16 protein-coding genes are annotated in these 17,283 nt (G+C 37.3%); 2 read left to right on the top strand and 14 right to left on the bottom strand.

Annotated elements, in window-relative coordinates:
* Positions 1-10: 10 nt before the first annotated feature.
* Entirely contained in the window at positions 11-1,588 is a 1,578-nt protein-coding gene (locus ACS127_RS13820) for an FAD-dependent oxidoreductase (protein WP_440895619.1), read from the bottom strand.
* 261 nt (positions 1,589-1,849) lie between these two features.
* On the opposite strand from ACS127_RS13820, the gene ACS127_RS13815 reads away from it, so the two are divergent.
* Positions 1,850-2,323, top strand: coding sequence for a hypothetical protein (locus tag ACS127_RS13815; RefSeq protein WP_440895618.1), 474 nt, complete (start codon positions 1,850-1,852; stop codon positions 2,321-2,323).
* 487 nt (positions 2,324-2,810) lie between these two features.
* Here ACS127_RS13815 and panE read toward each other — a convergent pair whose 3' ends face one another.
* Together panE and ACS127_RS13805 are read right to left on the bottom strand one after the other, a co-directional pair.
* Positions 2,811-3,725, bottom strand: a complete 915-nt coding sequence (gene panE / locus ACS127_RS13810; RefSeq protein WP_440895617.1) for a 2-dehydropantoate 2-reductase — start codon at positions 3,723-3,725, stop codon at positions 2,811-2,813.
* 198 nt (positions 3,726-3,923) lie between these two features.
* Entirely contained in the window at positions 3,924-4,403 is a 480-nt protein-coding gene (locus tag ACS127_RS13805) for a metal-dependent hydrolase (RefSeq protein WP_440895616.1), read from the bottom strand.
* Positions 4,404-4,789: 386 nt separating this feature from the next.
* Here ACS127_RS13805 and ACS127_RS13800 point away from each other — a divergent pair, with 386 nt between their 5' ends.
* Positions 4,790-6,028: an aminopeptidase gene (locus ACS127_RS13800; protein ID WP_440895615.1), complete on the top strand. Its 1,239-nt coding sequence runs from the start codon at positions 4,790-4,792 to the stop codon at positions 6,026-6,028.
* 74 nt (positions 6,029-6,102) lie between these two features.
* On the opposite strand, the gene ACS127_RS13795 is transcribed toward ACS127_RS13800, so the two are convergent.
* The 11 genes from ACS127_RS13795 to ACS127_RS13745 all read right to left on the bottom strand — a co-directional run bounded on the left by ACS127_RS13795 (position 6,103) and on the right by ACS127_RS13745 (position 17,245).
* Entirely contained in the window at positions 6,103-6,711 is a 609-nt protein-coding gene (locus tag ACS127_RS13795; protein WP_440895614.1) for a redoxin domain-containing protein, read from the bottom strand.
* Positions 6,712-6,818: 107 nt separating this feature from the next.
* The gene (locus ACS127_RS13790) at positions 6,819-7,577 is read right to left on the bottom strand and encodes a cytochrome c biogenesis CcdA family protein (RefSeq protein WP_440895613.1); all 759 of its coding nucleotides are present in this window, start codon (positions 7,575-7,577) and stop codon (positions 6,819-6,821) included.
* Between the two features lie 1,271 nt (positions 7,578-8,848).
* Positions 8,849-9,079, bottom strand: a complete 231-nt coding sequence (locus ACS127_RS13785) for a glutaredoxin family protein (RefSeq protein ID WP_440895612.1) — start codon at positions 9,077-9,079, stop codon at positions 8,849-8,851.
* Positions 9,080-9,269: 190 nt separating this feature from the next.
* Positions 9,270-9,752 carry an NUDIX hydrolase gene (locus ACS127_RS13780; RefSeq protein ID WP_440895611.1) on the bottom strand — a complete coding sequence of 161 codons (483 nt, stop codon included), beginning with the start codon at positions 9,750-9,752 and terminating at the stop codon, positions 9,270-9,272.
* Positions 9,753-9,986: 234 nt separating this feature from the next.
* Positions 9,987-10,637 carry a lysostaphin resistance A-like protein gene (locus tag ACS127_RS13775; protein WP_440895610.1) on the bottom strand — a complete coding sequence of 217 codons (651 nt, stop codon included), beginning with the start codon at positions 10,635-10,637 and terminating at the stop codon, positions 9,987-9,989.
* A 168-nt stretch (positions 10,638-10,805) separates the two neighbouring features.
* Positions 10,806-11,279, bottom strand: coding sequence for a GNAT family N-acetyltransferase (locus ACS127_RS13770; protein WP_440895609.1), 474 nt, complete (start codon positions 11,277-11,279; stop codon positions 10,806-10,808).
* A 307-nt stretch (positions 11,280-11,586) separates the two neighbouring features.
* Complete coding sequence (locus ACS127_RS13765; protein ID WP_440895608.1) at positions 11,587-12,546, bottom strand: PD-(D/E)XK nuclease family transposase; 960 nt, start codon at positions 12,544-12,546, stop codon at positions 11,587-11,589.
* Positions 12,547-12,695: 149 nt separating this feature from the next.
* Entirely contained in the window at positions 12,696-13,838 is a 1,143-nt protein-coding gene (tnpB, locus tag ACS127_RS13760) for an IS200/IS605 family element RNA-guided endonuclease TnpB (RefSeq protein WP_440895607.1), read from the bottom strand.
* Between the two features lie 16 nt (positions 13,839-13,854).
* Positions 13,855-14,259 (bottom strand): IS200/IS605 family transposase, encoded by a 405-nt coding sequence (tnpA, locus tag ACS127_RS13755; RefSeq protein ID WP_440895450.1) that lies wholly within the window; start codon positions 14,257-14,259, stop codon positions 13,855-13,857.
* A 121-nt stretch (positions 14,260-14,380) separates the two neighbouring features.
* Positions 14,381-14,881 carry an Rpn family recombination-promoting nuclease/putative transposase gene (locus ACS127_RS13750; protein WP_440895606.1) on the bottom strand — a complete coding sequence of 167 codons (501 nt, stop codon included), beginning with the start codon at positions 14,879-14,881 and terminating at the stop codon, positions 14,381-14,383.
* Between the two features lie 321 nt (positions 14,882-15,202).
* Positions 15,203-17,245 carry a catalase gene (locus ACS127_RS13745; RefSeq protein WP_440895605.1) on the bottom strand — a complete coding sequence of 681 codons (2,043 nt, stop codon included), beginning with the start codon at positions 17,243-17,245 and terminating at the stop codon, positions 15,203-15,205.
* Positions 17,246-17,283: the final 38 nt, after the last annotated feature.

Raw genomic sequence — 17,283 nt, 5'->3', positions numbered from 1 at the left:
TTTTTTACCGCTAATAACCTGAGTCTTCTGATGTCAAATTGTCTAACATTTTATAATCATATGGCTGTAATGGTTTTTCTGCTGGTCCTTCAACTACATCACCAGTATAGGAAAATCTGGAACCATGACACGGGCAATCCCAAGTCCGTTCACTGCTATTCCATTCAACTTCACATCCAACATGAGTACATGTTGTGTCTACAATATGGAGTTTTCCGTCCATATCCCGATAAGCTCCTTTTCTTTCTCCTTTCACACTAATAATGGCCCCTTCATCATTAGTTAATGTATTAGGGTTTATATTGCTAAGCTGAAGCTTTCCTTTGATTAAATGTTCCGCAACATTTGCATTTTGAATGAAAAAGTTTTTTAGACTTGGTCTAGCGTAAAATCTTGCTGGTGCATACAAATCTTGAAAGCGGTTTTTCTTGCCTAAAACCATGTCAGATAATAAAAGAGCAGCGGCAGTTCCATTAGACATCCCCCATTTCCTATAACCAGTAGCAATTAATATATTGTCCTGTCCCGAAGTTATTTTCCCGATATAGGGTACTTTATCGAGGGTCGTCAAGTCCTGTGCTGACCATCTATAAGAAATATTTTCAAGACCTAAAATAGATTGACCAAAATTCTCTAGTGCTTGATAGTGTTTCATGGTATCTATTCCCTGCCCCGTTTTATGGCTTTCCCCACCAATCAGGACCATCTCCTCACCATTAATCATGACTGATCTTAATGATCGAATAGGTTTATCTGCGCTAATAAAACTTCCACCTGGATATTTCTTCTTTGGTTTTGCTGCAATAACATATGACCGATTAGCATGCATTCTTGCGGAATATAAACCAAGTCCCTCGTAAAAAGGAAAATGTGTACAAGCTAAGATGTAATCTGCGGTCACATGAAAATTTTCACGTGTAAAAACGGTTGGTTGTTTTCTCGTTTCAACATCAACCGCAGTTGTTTGCTCAAAAATCTGTCCACCTTTTTTGGTGATCTGTTTGATTAAGGTATTTAAATATTTAATCGGATGAAACTGAGCTTGATTTTGCAAAATTAATGCGTTTTTAACTTGGATATCAAAAGGAATCGTATCGACTAAATAACCGGTAATACCTAATTTATCATATGCTTCTGCTTCCTTTTGGATTTTTTGTTCATATTCTTCCGTGGTTGCATAGACCCAGGCATCTTGTTTGCTAAAGTCACAATCAATTTGCAGTTGGTCAATGGTTTTATTGATAAAGTTCAAGGCTTCTGTGTTGGCTTCATAATATAATCTTGCTTGACTTCCTCCCATATTATTGATCAGTTCATCATAAATTAAATCATGTTGGGCAGTGATCTTTGCCGTTGTATGCCCAGTTGTCCCATTTAATAATCGATCCGCTTCCAAAATAGCAACCTTTAGTCCATTATTTGCTAAAAGATAGGCAGTTGTTATGCCAGTGATGCCACCTCCTACAATGACAGTATCAACATGGATATCCCGTTCTAATTTTGGAAACGCAGGTAATATGGAAGACTCAGTCCAGTAGGATGTGGTAGATTCAGGAAGTTTCGTTTTTGGATAATCATTATAATTCATAAAAAATAATGCCTCCTCTTTTCATAACATTTTAAAATTAGGATTTCCTTACAAAAATTTGTTATACCATTTAGGACAAAAAGGAAGAGATATCAATTCAAATATGTCAAATAATGAAATTCAATCAGTGGGTGATAAGTTAATAAAAAATATAGCGGGAACTGTTGAGTGCCCAATCTTTTGAAATCAATCCCATATTAGACGAATTCCCCATATAGTAAAGCGAAGAGTTTTTACGAGGAATTAAGGAGGAGACAATGAATGAGTCATAATTATTATGATCCGAATCAACCATCGCAATCTCAATATGATATTTCTGAAAGACAAATTAATTTTCCGGGTCCAGGTTATTGGCTAGGTCAAATTTTCGGTCCTGGACCCGGCGCTGGTCCGGGACCGGGTGGTTTTCCTGGTGGAGGGCCTTTTCCAGGAGGCTTTCCAGGAGGTCCCGGTGGTTCCCCTGGGGGAGGTGGCGGGCAGCAATCTGGTCCACCTACCTCTCCTCCGCCAAACTTTACACCAGAGCAATCCCAGTTTCAAACATTCGCAATTGATCCAGGAGGGATTCGTGGCTGTTTATTTCGATTCACCTATATTTGGTTAAGAAGAGATGCCTTTTGGTTCTATCCGACATTTGTTGGTAGAACATCAATTGCTGGCTTTAGATGGACTGGTTTTAGATGGGTGTATTTTGGAATTGATTTAAATCAAATTCAATCATTTCAATGTTTTTAACAGTAACGAAGGAAATGACAATGAGGGTCTGTTAACTTTTCTATTTGTCATTAAGTAATATTTTACCCCCACTTCAATAAAATAAAACATCAATCAGTGGGGTACGAATGATTATCTGTGATAAGTAAATTTTAAACTATCGAAAAAACCTTGAGATATACAATGCTCAAGGTTTTTTCGATAGTTTAGTTGCATTAAGTACAATTTGCAATTGAGTTAATATTTGATGTTTGTATAAGTGATCCCATCAAAAAGACCTGGGACTCAGAATAAGAAAATCACTTATTCTTGCGGTGTAAAGCTCCGTAGTTTTCCTTAGTGCGGTTACTCGCCCCATCGAATCCCGTTGTTGCCCTGAGTTTTACGGACGGTTATCTGTGATAAAAGAAGACCATATAAGATTAATATATTAATCTTCTTTATTTTACTGTCAATCGATCATATCATAACAGGAATGAGTACTTTTTTGAATGGAATATAAATAGCTTTACAGCATCTCTTCGTATACTTTTAAGTTTTGGTAAATCGCTTTAAGATACGGTGTTTCTATACCGAATTGTTTGGCTAATGTTAATAAATAGCCTTGCAAGTGATCACCTTCAACAAATGATCCTTTTTCCATATCCCGTTGCATCGACGTTTTAAAGTCATATGAAAGATCATCGATCGAATTTAACTGTTCTTCAGCAATATTTTCTGCAATGAGAGCTTTGTATGCCTTCATTACCTCTGTTACTTCTGTATACAATTTCTTTATAAAATCTCTACCACCATCGCTTTCACGAATGGGACCAATGGGTGCACGCATAAGTGTCGTTATACCTGACAAAATAGTGATGCGTAAATATTTATGCCACATGTCTTGTGAAATTTGCTGACTCAAAACAAAATCTGCCTTTGTCCCACTAAATGTGCTTGCAATTTGTTGAATACGATCTGTTTTTTGGTGATCGAGTTCACCGAAGACAAGACGATCAAAAGTACTTGAATGGACAACTTCACCTGCTTGATTTAATGTGGTTTCGATAAAACATAGACCACCGATCACTTTTTTATCTCCGAAGGCTTCTTTTAATGGAGTGAGATGAGATATACCATTTAATAAGGGGATAATAACCGTCTTCTCACCGATAAATGGTTTCAAATCATTGATCGCTTCTTTTAAATGATAGGCTTTCGTTGAAAATAAAACAATATCAAATGGTTCAACTTGATCATCTTTTGTAATTAATGCGGGGGTAAAAGAAAAATCCCCCTTTACACTATGAATAATCAGTCCGTTTTTCTCAAGGATTTGTTTCCTTTTAGGACGAACGAGGAAAGTAACATCTTCACCTTTTTCTACTAAGCGACCCCCAAAATAGCCTCCAATTCCCCCAGCTCCCAAAACCAAAATACGCATAGATCATTCCCCTTTACCATGTCTAATTTTGATTCTAGTATAACATATAGCACGATTAAATTTAGTAACTAAAGTCTTCGTTAATAAGAGACTAGATACTAAAATAGATTCTAGAAATCAGCAAGCCATTACGAAAGTTAGTTTGAAAGTTATATGCCCCTTCTCTGCTTACAGTAAAAGTATTAATAAAAGTCATATCTAAAATAGCCCAATCAGACTGTTGGCAAAATAAAGCGTGATCACAGTTAACAGCAATAAAAGGATGTTCTCCATCTTCCCCCCAGTCTTTGTAGTAATCGGGAAACGAATCGTCAGCTTGGCGGGATACAATAGTTTAATTCCCTGTTTAGTCGTTGCATCTAGTATTAAATGTGTAACCATACCAACTAAGATCCCCGTGGTAATCGACGGATTACTGACTAATTTGGTTAAGACAAGTGTTAACAGAGTTAAGAATAGTAAACTATGTGTAAATGTTCGATGACCAAAAATAGTATTGACCACTTTGGACAGCACCGGGAATCTACGCCCAATTTTACTGCCGCTATGACAAATATCAGGAATCAATCCACCAATTGCTCCAGCTGCAATAAACCATTCAGGTTGATATTCATCCGTCATGGCAACAATGACTGTAGTTGCTGCTATCCCAGCCATAATATGTGTTTTTCCTGTCATGTTCTTTTCTCCTTTTTTTCTAAATGGCATTCTATTATAATAACATTTCTTCGAGAAAAAGAACATATGTTCATACCCTTTTAGAGGAAACCCTCGATGAATATATATGATTTTCTTATTAACTTAAGGGGATAAACTTCTTCGTCCCAAAAGACGTACTTTCTTCTGATATGCCTTCGTATTTCGATAAACAAATTTTGCCCTCCAAAGGTAGTCCTTTTTTACAGATAGATTTTTCAAAGAAAGGAAAAACAAATGGTGATTTAACAGACTCATTCCACCACCGAGGAAATTTAGCCTTTTCATATAAATAAAGCTGCAAATTGTTATTCCCAAATGACTGTGCTACTATGAAACAGTATAACAAATGAACAAGGAGGCCCCATATGGTTTTAGAAAATTTTGATCAATTATTACAAAAATATGCTGAATTAATTGTTTCTGCTGGTGTTAATGTTCAAGAAGGACATACAGTTGTGCTAACCATTGATGTTGACCAAGCTCCATTAGCTCGTAAAATAACGGAAGCAGCTTATGAAAAAGGTGCAAAACGTGTTATTCTCAAATGGGCTGATGATCAGGTTTCAAGACTTGGGTTTGAACATCAATCAACTGAAACATTAACAGATATTCCTGATTATCGCATCAAAGAAATGAACTACATCGTTGAAGAAGGAGCTAGTCGGATCAATGTTGTTTCAAGTGATCCCGATGCTTTAAAAGGGTTAGATGGTGAAAAGATTGCCGCTACTCAAAAAGCAGCTGGTGAAGCATTCAAACCAATGGCACAAGCAACTCAAGCAAACAAAATCTCTTGGGTGGTAACGGCAGCTGCTAGTCAAGCATGGGCAGCTAAAGTCTTTCCTGAATTACATTCAACTGAAGAACAAACGGATGCATTATGGGATGCTATTTTCAAATCGGTTCACCTTTATGATGATGAACCGATTCACACATGGGAGCAAAAAGGTAAAACGCTTGAAACCAAAGCTGAGTCATTAAATAAAGAACAATTTACAGCATTACATTACACGGCTCCAGGCACTGACTTAACGGTTGGCTTGCCGAAAAATCATCGTTGGGAAGGAGCTGGAAGTTTTAATGCTCGTGGTGAACGTTTTATAGCCAATATGCCAACAGAAGAAGTATTTACTGCCCCAGACGCTAATCGGGTAGATGGAGTTGTTGTTTCAACCAAACCATTAAGCTATGCTGGTTCAGTCATTGAAGGGATGGAATTCCATTTTGAAAATGGGAAAGTGACCCAAGTAACGGCTGAAAAAGGAGAAGAAGTGATTCAAAAATTAGTCCAACAGGATGAAGGTGCTTCTCGCTTAGGAGAGGTCGCATTAGTTCCTGATGCCTCACCAATTTCCCAATCTGGCTTGACTTTCTTCAATACTTTATTTGATGAAAATGCTTCGAATCACCTAGCGCTAGGTTCTGCTTATGCATTTAATTTGATTGGCGGAACAGACATGACAGAAGAAGAGTTAAAAGAAGCGGGTCTTAATCGCTCAACAACACACGTAGATTTCATGATTGGCTCTAATCAAATGGATATTGATGGTATCAAAGAAGATGGTAGTCGTGTGCCAGTCTTTAGAAAAGGTGCATGGGTTTAATCCCGTTATAAGTAATGATCTTGTCAAAAAGCCAATCACATAGCAGGATTGGCTTTTTGCAGTCGTTAATGATATTAATCGATATCTTTTAGCGCTTGCACCATCTGATCGTAGGTCAATGGACCGAAAGTCTTGAACTGGATAATGCCTGCTGAATCAATCATAAAGGAAGTGGGAATGGGTTGTATGTCATAAACCATGGCTACTTCTAATTCTTCATCCAATAATATTGGAAACGTTAATTGATATTCATCGACGAATGGTTGGACTTGATCAAGATGGGACTCTGCTTCCGTTAAATTTATCGCCAAAATCTCAACATCTGTCTTTTGATAGAATTCCTCCATATCAGGCATTTCTGCTCGACAGGGTGGGCACCAAGTAGCCCAGAAATTAAGCATGACTTTACTGCCACGATAATCTGATAACGTGACTTCTTCTCCGTCAAGTGTTATTAACTGAAAGTCTGGTGCACGATTGCCAACCTCCAAACCTACTGTCTGTTCAACCGTAACATTTTCTTGTCCATTTTCATGCAAGGTTTGGTCACTTTTCATGTCATCTTGTTCCATGCCTTCCATCAAGTTGTCGTCTCTTTGCCCTCCGTCTGACTGAAAAGCGAATTCATATATCGACCAACTAAACATCCCTAGTAAAACAGTGACTATTAAAATTCTTTTCATCAGAACACCTCCCAACTCGTTAAGGTCTGATTTTATAGTAAATGTTACCATATTATCCTATACTATTATGAAAATCGTATTTTTTATGACCTGATCCTTCAGAACCTTTATCCTAATCGCGACAGCCATGTATCCTGTATGACATCAAGTAAAAGTAAGGAAATTCGTGGCATTAAACCGAAAAATAGAACAAGTCCCATGACAATCATTAATAAGCCCCCAGCCTTTATGATGGTTCCACTATGTTTCGCCAGCCATTTCGTTGACCCAAGGAAAAAAGTTAGTGTAATGAAAGGTAAAACAAAACCGATGATATAAAAAAGAGTGTAAAATAGGCCTTGTCCAGGCTGTGTAGTAGCAAGCAGTAATATGGAACCAAAGATGGGACCGATACAAGGTGTCCAGCCAGCTGCAAAACCTAATCCAACAAAGAAAGTACCAATAAATCCGGCTGGTTTTTTGGTATAATGCAATCGTCTTTCTTTCATTAGTGATGGTATCTTCAGCCAACCTATAACAAATAACCCCATGATCACAATAAAAACTCCTGCCATTCTTTGAATAAATAATCCTGTATTTCCAACCAATAATTTTTGTAGCGCTTGTCCCAAAAAAGAAGCACCGGCTCCTAGACTGATAAATACGAAAGATACACCGAGCAAAAAGAAAAAGGAATGACTCAATAATTGACTGCGAATTTTGAGATTATGATTTCCTTGCAAATCTTTAACACTAATGCCAGTAATGTAAGACATATAAGCAGGAAAAATGGGTAACACACAAGGAGATAGGAATGACAGTGCTCCTGCACCAAGCGCCAAAATAATTCCCGTCAATAACAGGGTATCCGTTTCAATAAGACTCATTATGATTCTCCCTTCTTTTCATTAAATACTAAAAATACTAAGATGGATAATCTACACTTCAATCAAAATGGCTATGTATACTCTTTAAAATCCAATAAAAATAGTGCTATTAAGAATAAATGTTTCAATGTTTCAGAACATGCTAATCTAGTTAATTTTTTTCGGCTTAATTGATAAATAATTACTCAACTTTCGCACACTAAAATTAGTCATTCACCTTTGACTGTGTTCGAGAGACCCGTCATGCAATAACCCTATTGACTTTACTTGTACACGGAGGTCTGGGTTCGATGTTCTTACACATATAGAAAGCTATTTCGTTCCGAAAAGCAATGGGTTCGCTTTTCGCGGGGCTGGCTTCAGCTAACTTGAGGAGCAAAAACCACTCCTCAAGTGGATCTTCAGCTCATCCTATTCCCGCAGAACAAGGAAAACCTCGACAGCGATACATCGCACGAAGAAAATTGACTTGTATTTTCGAGGAGTCTCACCCATTGCTTATCTCCACTCAAACAGGTCGTTCTTACTGAATAAGTAAGTCCAACCAAGTAAAATCAAAAGTGGAAGTTACTTTTATTATAAGCCCTCCGTAAAACTTTCTTCTCACTTCAGAAAGATAAGATGGGTTACACCATAAAAATAAACGGTTTTCTTACGCTGTGTTTTTGTACCAACGTCACATGACGTAATCTTTTTATCGGTCAGCCAGTAAATCAATCAGCGATAAATACTGCTATTCAGCAGGTGAGATATGTGCAGACTCCCGTGGGAGTAGCGTGAGCTTGAGATCCACTTTGACAAGTGGTTTTGGCTTGTCAAAGTTAGCTCAAGGCAGGCTAACTTCGTCACGTCCTGTGACAACGCCTGGGACTGCGATTACTCGCCCCACCGAAAACATTTGCATGACCAACGTCCTGTACGCCTCCTCGCCCATAGGAAAGCGGAACATATCTCACCTGCGGATCTAAAACGAAAGTATGATATTTTATTGTCAGTTGAAATGATCTATCTACAAAGTCAAGTCTTATACTTAAAAGTAAGTTTACTCTTAGGCAAGCTAGATTTGTTCCAAAAATCTTACTGAGAAAGTTGAATAATTATAAGTGAAGCGAGTAAAACGGCTTTCGAGTTTCGAGGATAAGTTCATACAATAAACGGGGCTTCGATTGACTATAATTTCAACCAGATAAAAAAAGAGTATCCCTTCAATCTGTTTGCTTATTTCAAGCATTGAAGAAACACTCTTTTTTGATTTCGGCCGACGATCTATTTTATTTTAGCAACTGGATGATTTTTTCTGGATCAAAACCTAATACCCATTGCCCGTTTACTTCAGTTTGAGGAACACCCATCTCCCCTGTTGTATTTACCAAGCGTTCCGCAGCGATTGGATCTTGTTGAACATTGACTTCATTAAAAGAAAGTCCCTTCTCCAACAAAAAATTCTTCATCATCGTGCAGTATGGGCAAGTACTTGTGGTATACAGTGTGATTTGATTCATGAAAAACACTCCTTTATCATAATGAGCTTATAGGTTATATATTATACCCGTATAGGTATGTTGTCAACGAATAAGATTTGTCTTTTTTTGACTATATGTATAAGGCATGCCTTTCAACAAAGAAAAGGAATAACAATTGGAAACAGCTATATATTCATACTCGAATACCTGCTGCTTTTAAAATAGGTCACTAAATGGTTCTATCTTGTTGTAATGCAAATTCCGGATGAGTAACGTACTCCATATATTTTATTTCCCCTAAAAAATCCAAATACGCTTTATATCTCGTGCGAATAGCTGGTGCTGAAATCAAATCTAACACTTTTTCTTTTTTTACCCATTGGACTTCCGATGTTTCATCTGAGGTAGACAACTCTCCTCCAACTGGATCACAAATATAATCTAACATGAGTTTAGTCGGCACGTCAGTTACACCATCATACCATTTATGAATTCCCGTATTAGAATAAACGCCGATCAAGTTTGATATTTGTATGTCTATACCACTTTCCTCTTTCACTTCTCTAGCTAAAGCGTCCATCAAGTTCTCCCCTACCTCAACTTGCCCACCAGGAAAGACCCAACCTCCGTGATGCGTTTTAACTAATAATATATTTCCTTCTCCATCTTCCACGATACCGCCTACCGCAATGATATGTGTTGGCATTTCCATCAGAAAAACCTTCATTTAGTATAATTCAATAACCCAGCATACATCCATTCGCAAATCCCACACTTCAATATTACCATAATATTCATTTCTTTTTCATAACCTTCTATTTGGTAAAAGAATTTTGGCTGTTCAACTTGAATTTGTAAATAGAGTATCTGTCTCCCAGAAATCAGGTGAAAAAGGTCCCTCAATTTTGAAGTGCCTTCCTATTACCTATTCCATTTCATTCGTAGGTTAAGCAAATAAAACGCCTAACGCTAATAACAAGTAGCCAGATAAGTTATAGAAAATATGAAAAGCTATCGACGCCCAAACGTTCCGTTCATATCTTATATAAAAGAATACTAATAAAACAGACATCGGTAAATAATGCCAGAATTCGTGAAGCTCAACAACATGAATCATATCAAAAGCAACCACTGATATAATGATTGAGACAACCGTCCATAATGTTTTAGAACGGGACATAACGCCAACTATCGATTGTCTAAAAGTCAACTCTTCAATAACGGGACCCAATATAGTCACCATAACCAAACTAAAAATGACTGGCAAAGAATCGACCATATTGCTTAAATTCTCCTGATTAGTCGGCTGTCCCGAATGACTCGTTAAATGAAAAGCAAGCAAAGTTAAAGCAGCACCTAGAAAAGATAAAATCAATAGTTCTAAGAAAAACTTCCACCACGTATCTATTTTTTTCTTAAATCTATCTCTTTCATCCCATAGATGACGTCCGTATAATCCTAAACTCACCACAAACAAGACAGTATAAACAATTAAAGACGCCCACTCTGGTGAAACCATCTGATAATCTACCATCAAATCCCATGACACAAAATTAATTAGATAAAATAAGATGATCATTAAAGCTGCTTTTAACATAATCTATCCCCTTCTTTTTTCAATAACCCTTTCATATAGTGATTAAATCATGAAAGCACAATGGAGTGATCTTGAATTTTTAATGGTGATTTTACTATTGAATGGAGCATTTCTCTTATTTTGTTTCGCTCGGCTAGGGGTTTTCGTCCTAGCAAGATCAGGTCATTATCATTCCTTAATCATGGTCAAAAAATCTGCCGAGTCTGTGGTGAAAGAAGCTGTCTTGACAAAACCTATCTTTTCGTATAAATGGATGGCTCTTTTATTAAAGGCTGCGACAGAGAGTCTGATCGGAACGCCTTCGTTCTGTTTCTCTATGTATTTGATAATAAAACGACAAAAATCATAACCCATTCCTTTTCCTACCTGATCAGGATTCATTCCAAGACCGATATCTATACCATTCTCCTTGTAAACACCGTGCTGATGGCCAATTGGTATGCGAGCTGCTTTTCCAGTACAAAAGAAACCAAACACTTCTCCTTTTTTATCAAATAAAACTCGATAGGAACCGTCAAGCATTTCTTTCATTCCATCATCATTTACTGGATTATTATAAAAATCATAAGGTTTGTCATATCTCCATCCTAAAATTTGTTTAGCTAGATTTTCATCGATATTCTTGATCTTTAAATCCATCATTCTTCTCATCTCCAGCAGAGTCATATTGTATCAAGCTTTTCTTTGATGATTTTCTTATTATCTACTTATTCTTGCTTTAATTAACTAAAATCAGCAGTCCTAATAATGTTATAACACAAACTATGCCCATTGAAGCTAAAATATTTAGAACTTTAATTATTTTCATTTGTTCTTTAAATAATTTACAGTTATGAGAGAGATCGATATTCTATATGATCACGCTCTTCCACTTGATAAAAAAAGACACCTCTTTTACTAGAAACGCCTTTTATGTTTGAGTTATTAAACTAACGATTAGTCCGGGTACTTATTCAAGTTCTGTCTCTTTTTTTATGACCGCTAATTCAGCCGCTGAAAGTCCTGTACTTTCCATAATCATAGAGGCTTCCAAACCTTGCTTGATTAATTGACGCACGATTTCCTTTTTAGTGTTTGCTAACTTTTCTCTCTCTTTTGTTAGCTCTGCCTTTTCGTGGGCTAATTCCATTTTTCCTTGGTTTAATGCTTGCTGATCTCTCTCTATTTCTGATTGCTTTTGTTCTAAGGTCACTTGTTCTTGTTCTATTGATGATTGGTCTCGTTCTAGTCCTGATTGCTTTTGTTTTAATTCTGCTTTTTCTCGTTTTAGGCTTTCTTGATATCTCTTTAGATTTTCTTGATCTTTACTTAGATTTTCTTGATCTTTATTTAAACTTTCTTGTTCTTTACTTAGGTTTTCTCGATTTTTATCCAGCTCTGCCCGCTTTTTACTTAACTCTTGCTGCTCTTTACTCAACTCTTGTTGACCTTTACTCAGCTCTTGCTGACCTCTGGCCAATTCTTCCTCTAATCGTTTGCGCTCTTCTTCCCGATATTGACGGGCTTGTTTATCTAAGACTTGTTTCAGACGGGCTTCATAGGCCAGGCGTTGCTCTTCGGTATGACTTAATTCATTCCAGTTTTCCATTGCCTCACTTAAGATTTCATCTCTCATGGCAAGCTCCTCCAATTCTTGATAAATTGAGTCATGAAATTGATTCTGTTCGGTATCTACTGTGCCTAACAACAATAACCAACGGGTCAACACGTCTTCTTTCGGATTGAGTTCGTCCTGCTTCCAAGCCTTAAGCAGTTTGGGGATTTCAACAAAATGACATTCCATCGTATCCGTCAAGGGTCGCTGATACTGGCGTTCGATCAGCTGATAGACCGTGTGATAAGCTGGAAGATCTCGAAAAAGATTGAAGTTCATAATGTTGATCGTGATGACGGATTGTGAACTACTCACCACTTAGCTAAACCTTACGGTTCTTAACGCTTGAAGTGGGAGCTTCTTGGGAACAGAGCTTACTTGCAAGCGTATGTCTTTATTCGCAGCGGTTTCTCTTGTTTACCAAGCTATCCCCATAGTTCCTACGGTTTTTGTTTTTATCTAATCTAAGCTAATTCTTTTATTCTCAGACCTTCGGTCAGAATATTGATACTTGCATTGATGTCTCGGTCATGGATAGTATGACAAATTGGGCAAGTCCATTCTCGAATTTCGAGCGGTTTCTTGCCGTCTTTGTGTCCGCATTCTGAACAGATTTGACTAGACGGAAACCATTTATCAATTTTGATAATTTCACGTCCATACCAGTCAGCTTTGTATTGTAGTTTCGCCACAAAGTTAGACCACGATACATCAGAAATACTTTTAGCTAATTTATGGTTACGCAACATGCCTTTTGTATTTAGGTCTTCAATACAGATAATATCGTGATTTTTGATAATTTCTGTACTCAACTTATTTAGAAAGTCGTTACGTTGATTCATTACTTTTTCGTGCAAACGAGCCACTTTACGTTTCTGCTTTTGGTAGTTTTTAGCTTCAAATAGATTAGTACCTTTCTTTTTAGCTACTAATGCACGTCTTGACAACTTACGTTGTTCACGTTTTAGTTTCTTTTCCATTTTTGATGTGAATTTATTGTTATCAATCTTTTGATCGTCAGAAAGAATGGCAAAATCAGTAATACCTAAGTCAATTCCAATAGCAGAGTTGGTTTTAGGCAACTCGACAACTTCTTCTTTACACAACAAGGAAATGTAGTATTTACCGCTTGAATGACGGGATATTGTAGCAGATTTGATAAGACCTTTAGGTTGTCTATGAAGCTTAATTTTGACTAGAGATTTCAACTTAGGAATTTTGATAAATTTATTATCAATCAAAGCTACTGTTCCATTTTGATTGTTGGTTGTATAGCTTTGAACAGGATTTTTCTTGCTTTTGAAGCGAGGAAATCCGACGGATTTATCACGAAAAAAATTTTTATACGCCTTATCCAAATTGAGTTGCGCATTCGCTAAAGCAAGGCTATCTACTTCCTTCAAAAACGGAAAGTCTTTCTTGTATTGAGCAGGTGTTGGAAATCTCATTTTTTTAGAAGAATCGTTTTTGGTTTCTTCATAACTTTTCATTCGGTCATTGAGCATTAGATTGTAGACCTTACGGACACAACCAAAAGATTTAGCAAAGAAAATTTCTTGTTCTTCTGTTGGATAAATTCTAAATTTATATGCTTTTAATCGTTCCATAAAGGTCACCTACTCTCTATTTATGGTTATTGCCCTGATTCTGAATATACTTTTTGATGACATCGATTGGTGCGCCACCAGTTGTCATAAGACAAAAGCTTTTAGACCAAAACATTTCTTTCCAAAGAAATTGTTTTACTCTTGGATAATCACGTTTTATCAATCGTGAACTAGCACTTTTATAAGCATTGATGAATTTTGTCAGCTCTGTTTTGGGTTGTGCCTTGAACATGATGTGAACATGGTCTTTCTCATGATTCCACTCAACTAATGTAATTTGATATGTTTCTGAAATACGTTCAAAAGTATTTTTAGCAAATTCAGATATTTCATCATCAATCACTTGTCTACGGTATTTAGTTACCAGCACAAGATGGTAATATAGGAGAAATACTGAATGATTATTAGTATCTAATTCCATTGTTATATCAACTCATTTCTTATATAGACTGATTATAACATAGAACAAAATAAAAAGGCCATAACCCTTACATGTCGGTTTTCGAGTTACCAACGGTAACCCTCATACCGAACGGCATTCATCACCCACCTGTAGAGAATGGGCGACTTCTGCTTAGATAAGTTAAAGTACTATAATCCTGTGCTTTGGCTAGAGGTTGACTATAAAGTCTAGCCCAATAATATAAGGTTCGCTTAATCATATTATACTGATTTGTGAACTGAATTTCTATGTTGATCTTTTCTTGATTCTCCGTTTCAATCAACAGATCCATTCGCGATTCCTTATCATATTCATATTCACCACCGATCTCTACATTTTTAAAGATAATCTCTTTGGCTGGTGCTCGACCTGATTGGTGGAGAAAGCCGTTTAAGAAAGCACGCGTGATGTTCTTGTTCTGTTCATTGTCAAACAGCTGCTTAAAGGCATAGTCTATCTTCAAATCCATTAGCTCTCGGTCGGCTAGCTGACTAAATAGGCGTTTCTTCTTTCTTCCCTGATAAGAATCTTGATCTTCGGCAACGTGGTGATTGATCTTTGGTGGAATGGCATAAGAAGTGGGTGACATGGTGGCTAACATAAGCACACATCCTTTGATTAGAATAGAGGACTGGACCAAGGAGTTGTTCTAGAACCATTATAGCAAACGTATGTTCTTTTGTCTGTGCTTTTCTCATTTTAATCATTAAATAAAAAAGCCTGACACCGAACTTTTAGTCGATAATCAGACTTTTAATTGGCAAAAAACGAGACTGACTTTTCGTCACTTGAATCCTTCGAAAATAGTAAAAAATGATCTGGTTGATTATTATCAAGATGCATTCTATTCCATCATCTCTTGGTTTGACTGAAAAAATGAACCGTTCTTATACAAATCAACCAGAGTCAGACTTATTTTACCTTAAACATGATAAAGATAACTTGGTCGTTCCCAAAAGCGTTGCTTAGCCATTGTGTCGATAAATGTTTGTCCGAAGTGTGGGTCTATATCGATAATAACGCCTGGCATTCCTTCAATTCCCATTTCCTTCAGTAAGTGACTACTCTCTTTTCTAGCGCCTATCGGTTTGAAATGATTGTACATATTCATAATAAAGGTACGGGCTTGGTGATGAAAATAATCATCCACTTCGGTACCACCAACAAGATAGGCAGCTTCATAACTCAATGGAGATCCTGTTAGAAAACTTTGGTCCACCTGATAAGTGATCCCATCGCTCCCCTTAACTTCACCTAGGCTGCCACTAACAATAACCGGATGTATCTTCGCCTCTTTCAACTGTTTTAGAAGGGCTTCTACTTCACTTCCAGGAAAACCTTCAGCAAGAAAAACAGCAACCTTCAGTGTATCTGCCACAAACGTTGTATTCATCAAACTGATAGCGGGTGAAGATTTTGTAACTGTTGATTCTTCTACGTCTGGTACGGTAACCCCAACATTTTTGGCAACAGGTTCAGCAAGTTCTTTACTGACCCTTGCTAAGCGATCAACCATTTGCTGGCGTACAGGTACGTGTAGACATCTTCCTAATTCAAAACTATAGGCGCCAATAATATGCTCTCGTTCGACTGGTGTCATGCTGTTCCAGAAGAGTCTAGCTTGTGAATAATGATCTTTGAACGATGAAGCTGTTTTACGCTTTTTCAATCCCTCGACACTTGAAGGATAAGTCACAAAGCCCCCCTTGTCCACAGGAACTTCTGATGGCGTATTGTCTGCTAATAAATTTCTGTGATAAGAGACTTTTCCACGATCAATCACATGGCGTGAATTCCCATCTCTCTGGTTGTTATAAACAGGAACAATCGGCTTATTGATCGGAAGCTGTTGATAATTGGCACCAATTCGTGCCTGTTGTGTGTCGGTATATGAAAATAATCGTCCTTGCAGCAACGGATCATTGGAGTAATCAATGCCACGAACAATATTCCCTGGATGAAAGGCACTTTGTTCTGTTTCTGAAAAGGCATTATCGACTGTTTTGTTCAATGTTATCTTCCCTACTTTTTGAAGTGGAACGTCTTCCTCAGGCCACAACTTAGTTGGGTCTAGAATATCGAAATCAAACATAAACTCTTGGTCTTCCTTGATAATCTGTACGGCAAGCTCATATTCTGGATAATTTCCCATTTTGATATTTGTCCAAAGATCTCTGCGGTGAAAATCAGCATCTTCTCCAAGCTTTTGCGCTTCATCCCAAATTAAGGGATGAACACCTAGTACAGGTTTGACATGAAGCTTGATAAAATGGGCAACTCCATCTTTATTTACAAAGCGATAGGTGTGGACACCGAAACCCTCCATTGTCCGGTAATTTTTAGGAATGGCTCGATCGGACATAATCCACATCGCCATATGGGTGGTCTCATGGTTGCTTCCCATAAAATCCCAAAAAGTATCGTGTGCCGTTTGCCCCTGAGGGTATTCATTATCGGGTTCTGGTTTAACAGAGTGAATTAAATCAGGGAATTTAATCGCATCTTGAATGAAAAAAACAGGCATGTTTATCGCAACAAGATCAAAATTTCCGTCATCTGTGTAAAACTTAATTGAAAATCCTCGTACATCTCGAACCGTTTCATTACAACCTTTTGAACCAATAACTTGTGAGAATCTCACAAAGAGCGGTGTTTTTTTGGAGGGGTCTTGTAAAAAGTCTGCCATCGTTACATCACTCATTGATTGATACAATTCAAAATCGCCATAGGCACCATACCCTCGCGCATGAACAACCCGTTCGGGTATTCGCTCACGATCAAAATGCGCCAACTTTTCTCTAGCCAGAAAGTCTTCGATTAAGGTTGGTCCACGATCACCAGCTGTCAGTGAATTTTCATCATCGACAATCTTTTTCCCTTCATTGGATATCATCTCTTGATTCCTAGTATCTCTAATATGAGATTCTAATTGCTTTTCTTTTTTATTTTTTTCACGTTCACTCATATAGATTCATCTCCTAACAATGGTAGTTAGATTTATTT

The sequence above is a fragment of the Amphibacillus sp. Q70 genome (assembly GCF_052055485.1).
Lineage (GTDB): Bacteria > Bacillota > Bacilli > Bacillales > Amphibacillaceae > Amphibacillus.
The sequence above is the reverse complement of the archived record's forward strand: the minus strand, read 5'-3'. Positions and strand labels throughout refer to the sequence as shown.

Coding starts and splice junctions, on each gene's coding strand:
- ACS127_RS13820 (WP_440895619.1), bottom strand. CDS start 1,588: ATGAATTATAATGATTATCCAAAAACGAAACTTCCTGAATCTACCACA.
- ACS127_RS13815 (WP_440895618.1), top strand. CDS start 1,850: ATGAGTCATAATTATTATGATCCGAATCAACCATCGCAATCTCAATAT.
- panE (WP_440895617.1), bottom strand. CDS start 3,725: ATGCGTATTTTGGTTTTGGGAGCTGGGGGAATTGGAGGCTATTTTGGG.
- ACS127_RS13805 (WP_440895616.1), bottom strand. CDS start 4,403: ATGACAGGAAAAACACATATTATGGCTGGGATAGCAGCAACTACAGTC.
- ACS127_RS13800 (WP_440895615.1), top strand. CDS start 4,790: ATGGTTTTAGAAAATTTTGATCAATTATTACAAAAATATGCTGAATTA.
- ACS127_RS13795 (WP_440895614.1), bottom strand. CDS start 6,711: ATGAAAAGAATTTTAATAGTCACTGTTTTACTAGGGATGTTTAGTTGG.
- ACS127_RS13790 (WP_440895613.1), bottom strand. CDS start 7,577: ATGAGTCTTATTGAAACGGATACCCTGTTATTGACGGGAATTATTTTG.
- ACS127_RS13785 (WP_440895612.1), bottom strand. CDS start 9,079: ATGAATCAAATCACACTGTATACCACAAGTACTTGCCCATACTGCACG.
- ACS127_RS13780 (WP_440895611.1), bottom strand. CDS start 9,752: ATGGAAATGCCAACACATATCATTGCGGTAGGCGGTATCGTGGAAGAT.
- ACS127_RS13775 (WP_440895610.1), bottom strand. CDS start 10,637: ATGTTAAAAGCAGCTTTAATGATCATCTTATTTTATCTAATTAATTTT.
- ACS127_RS13770 (WP_440895609.1), bottom strand. CDS start 11,279: ATGATGGATTTAAAGATCAAGAATATCGATGAAAATCTAGCTAAACAA.
- tnpB (WP_440895607.1), bottom strand. CDS start 13,838: ATGGAACGATTAAAAGCATATAAATTTAGAATTTATCCAACAGAAGAA.
- tnpA (WP_440895450.1), bottom strand. CDS start 14,259: ATGGAATTAGATACTAATAATCATTCAGTATTTCTCCTATATTACCAT.
- ACS127_RS13750 (WP_440895606.1), bottom strand. CDS start 14,881: ATGTTAGCCACCATGTCACCCACTTCTTATGCCATTCCACCAAAGATC.
- ACS127_RS13745 (WP_440895605.1), bottom strand. CDS start 17,245: ATGAGTGAACGTGAAAAAAATAAAAAAGAAAAGCAATTAGAATCTCAT.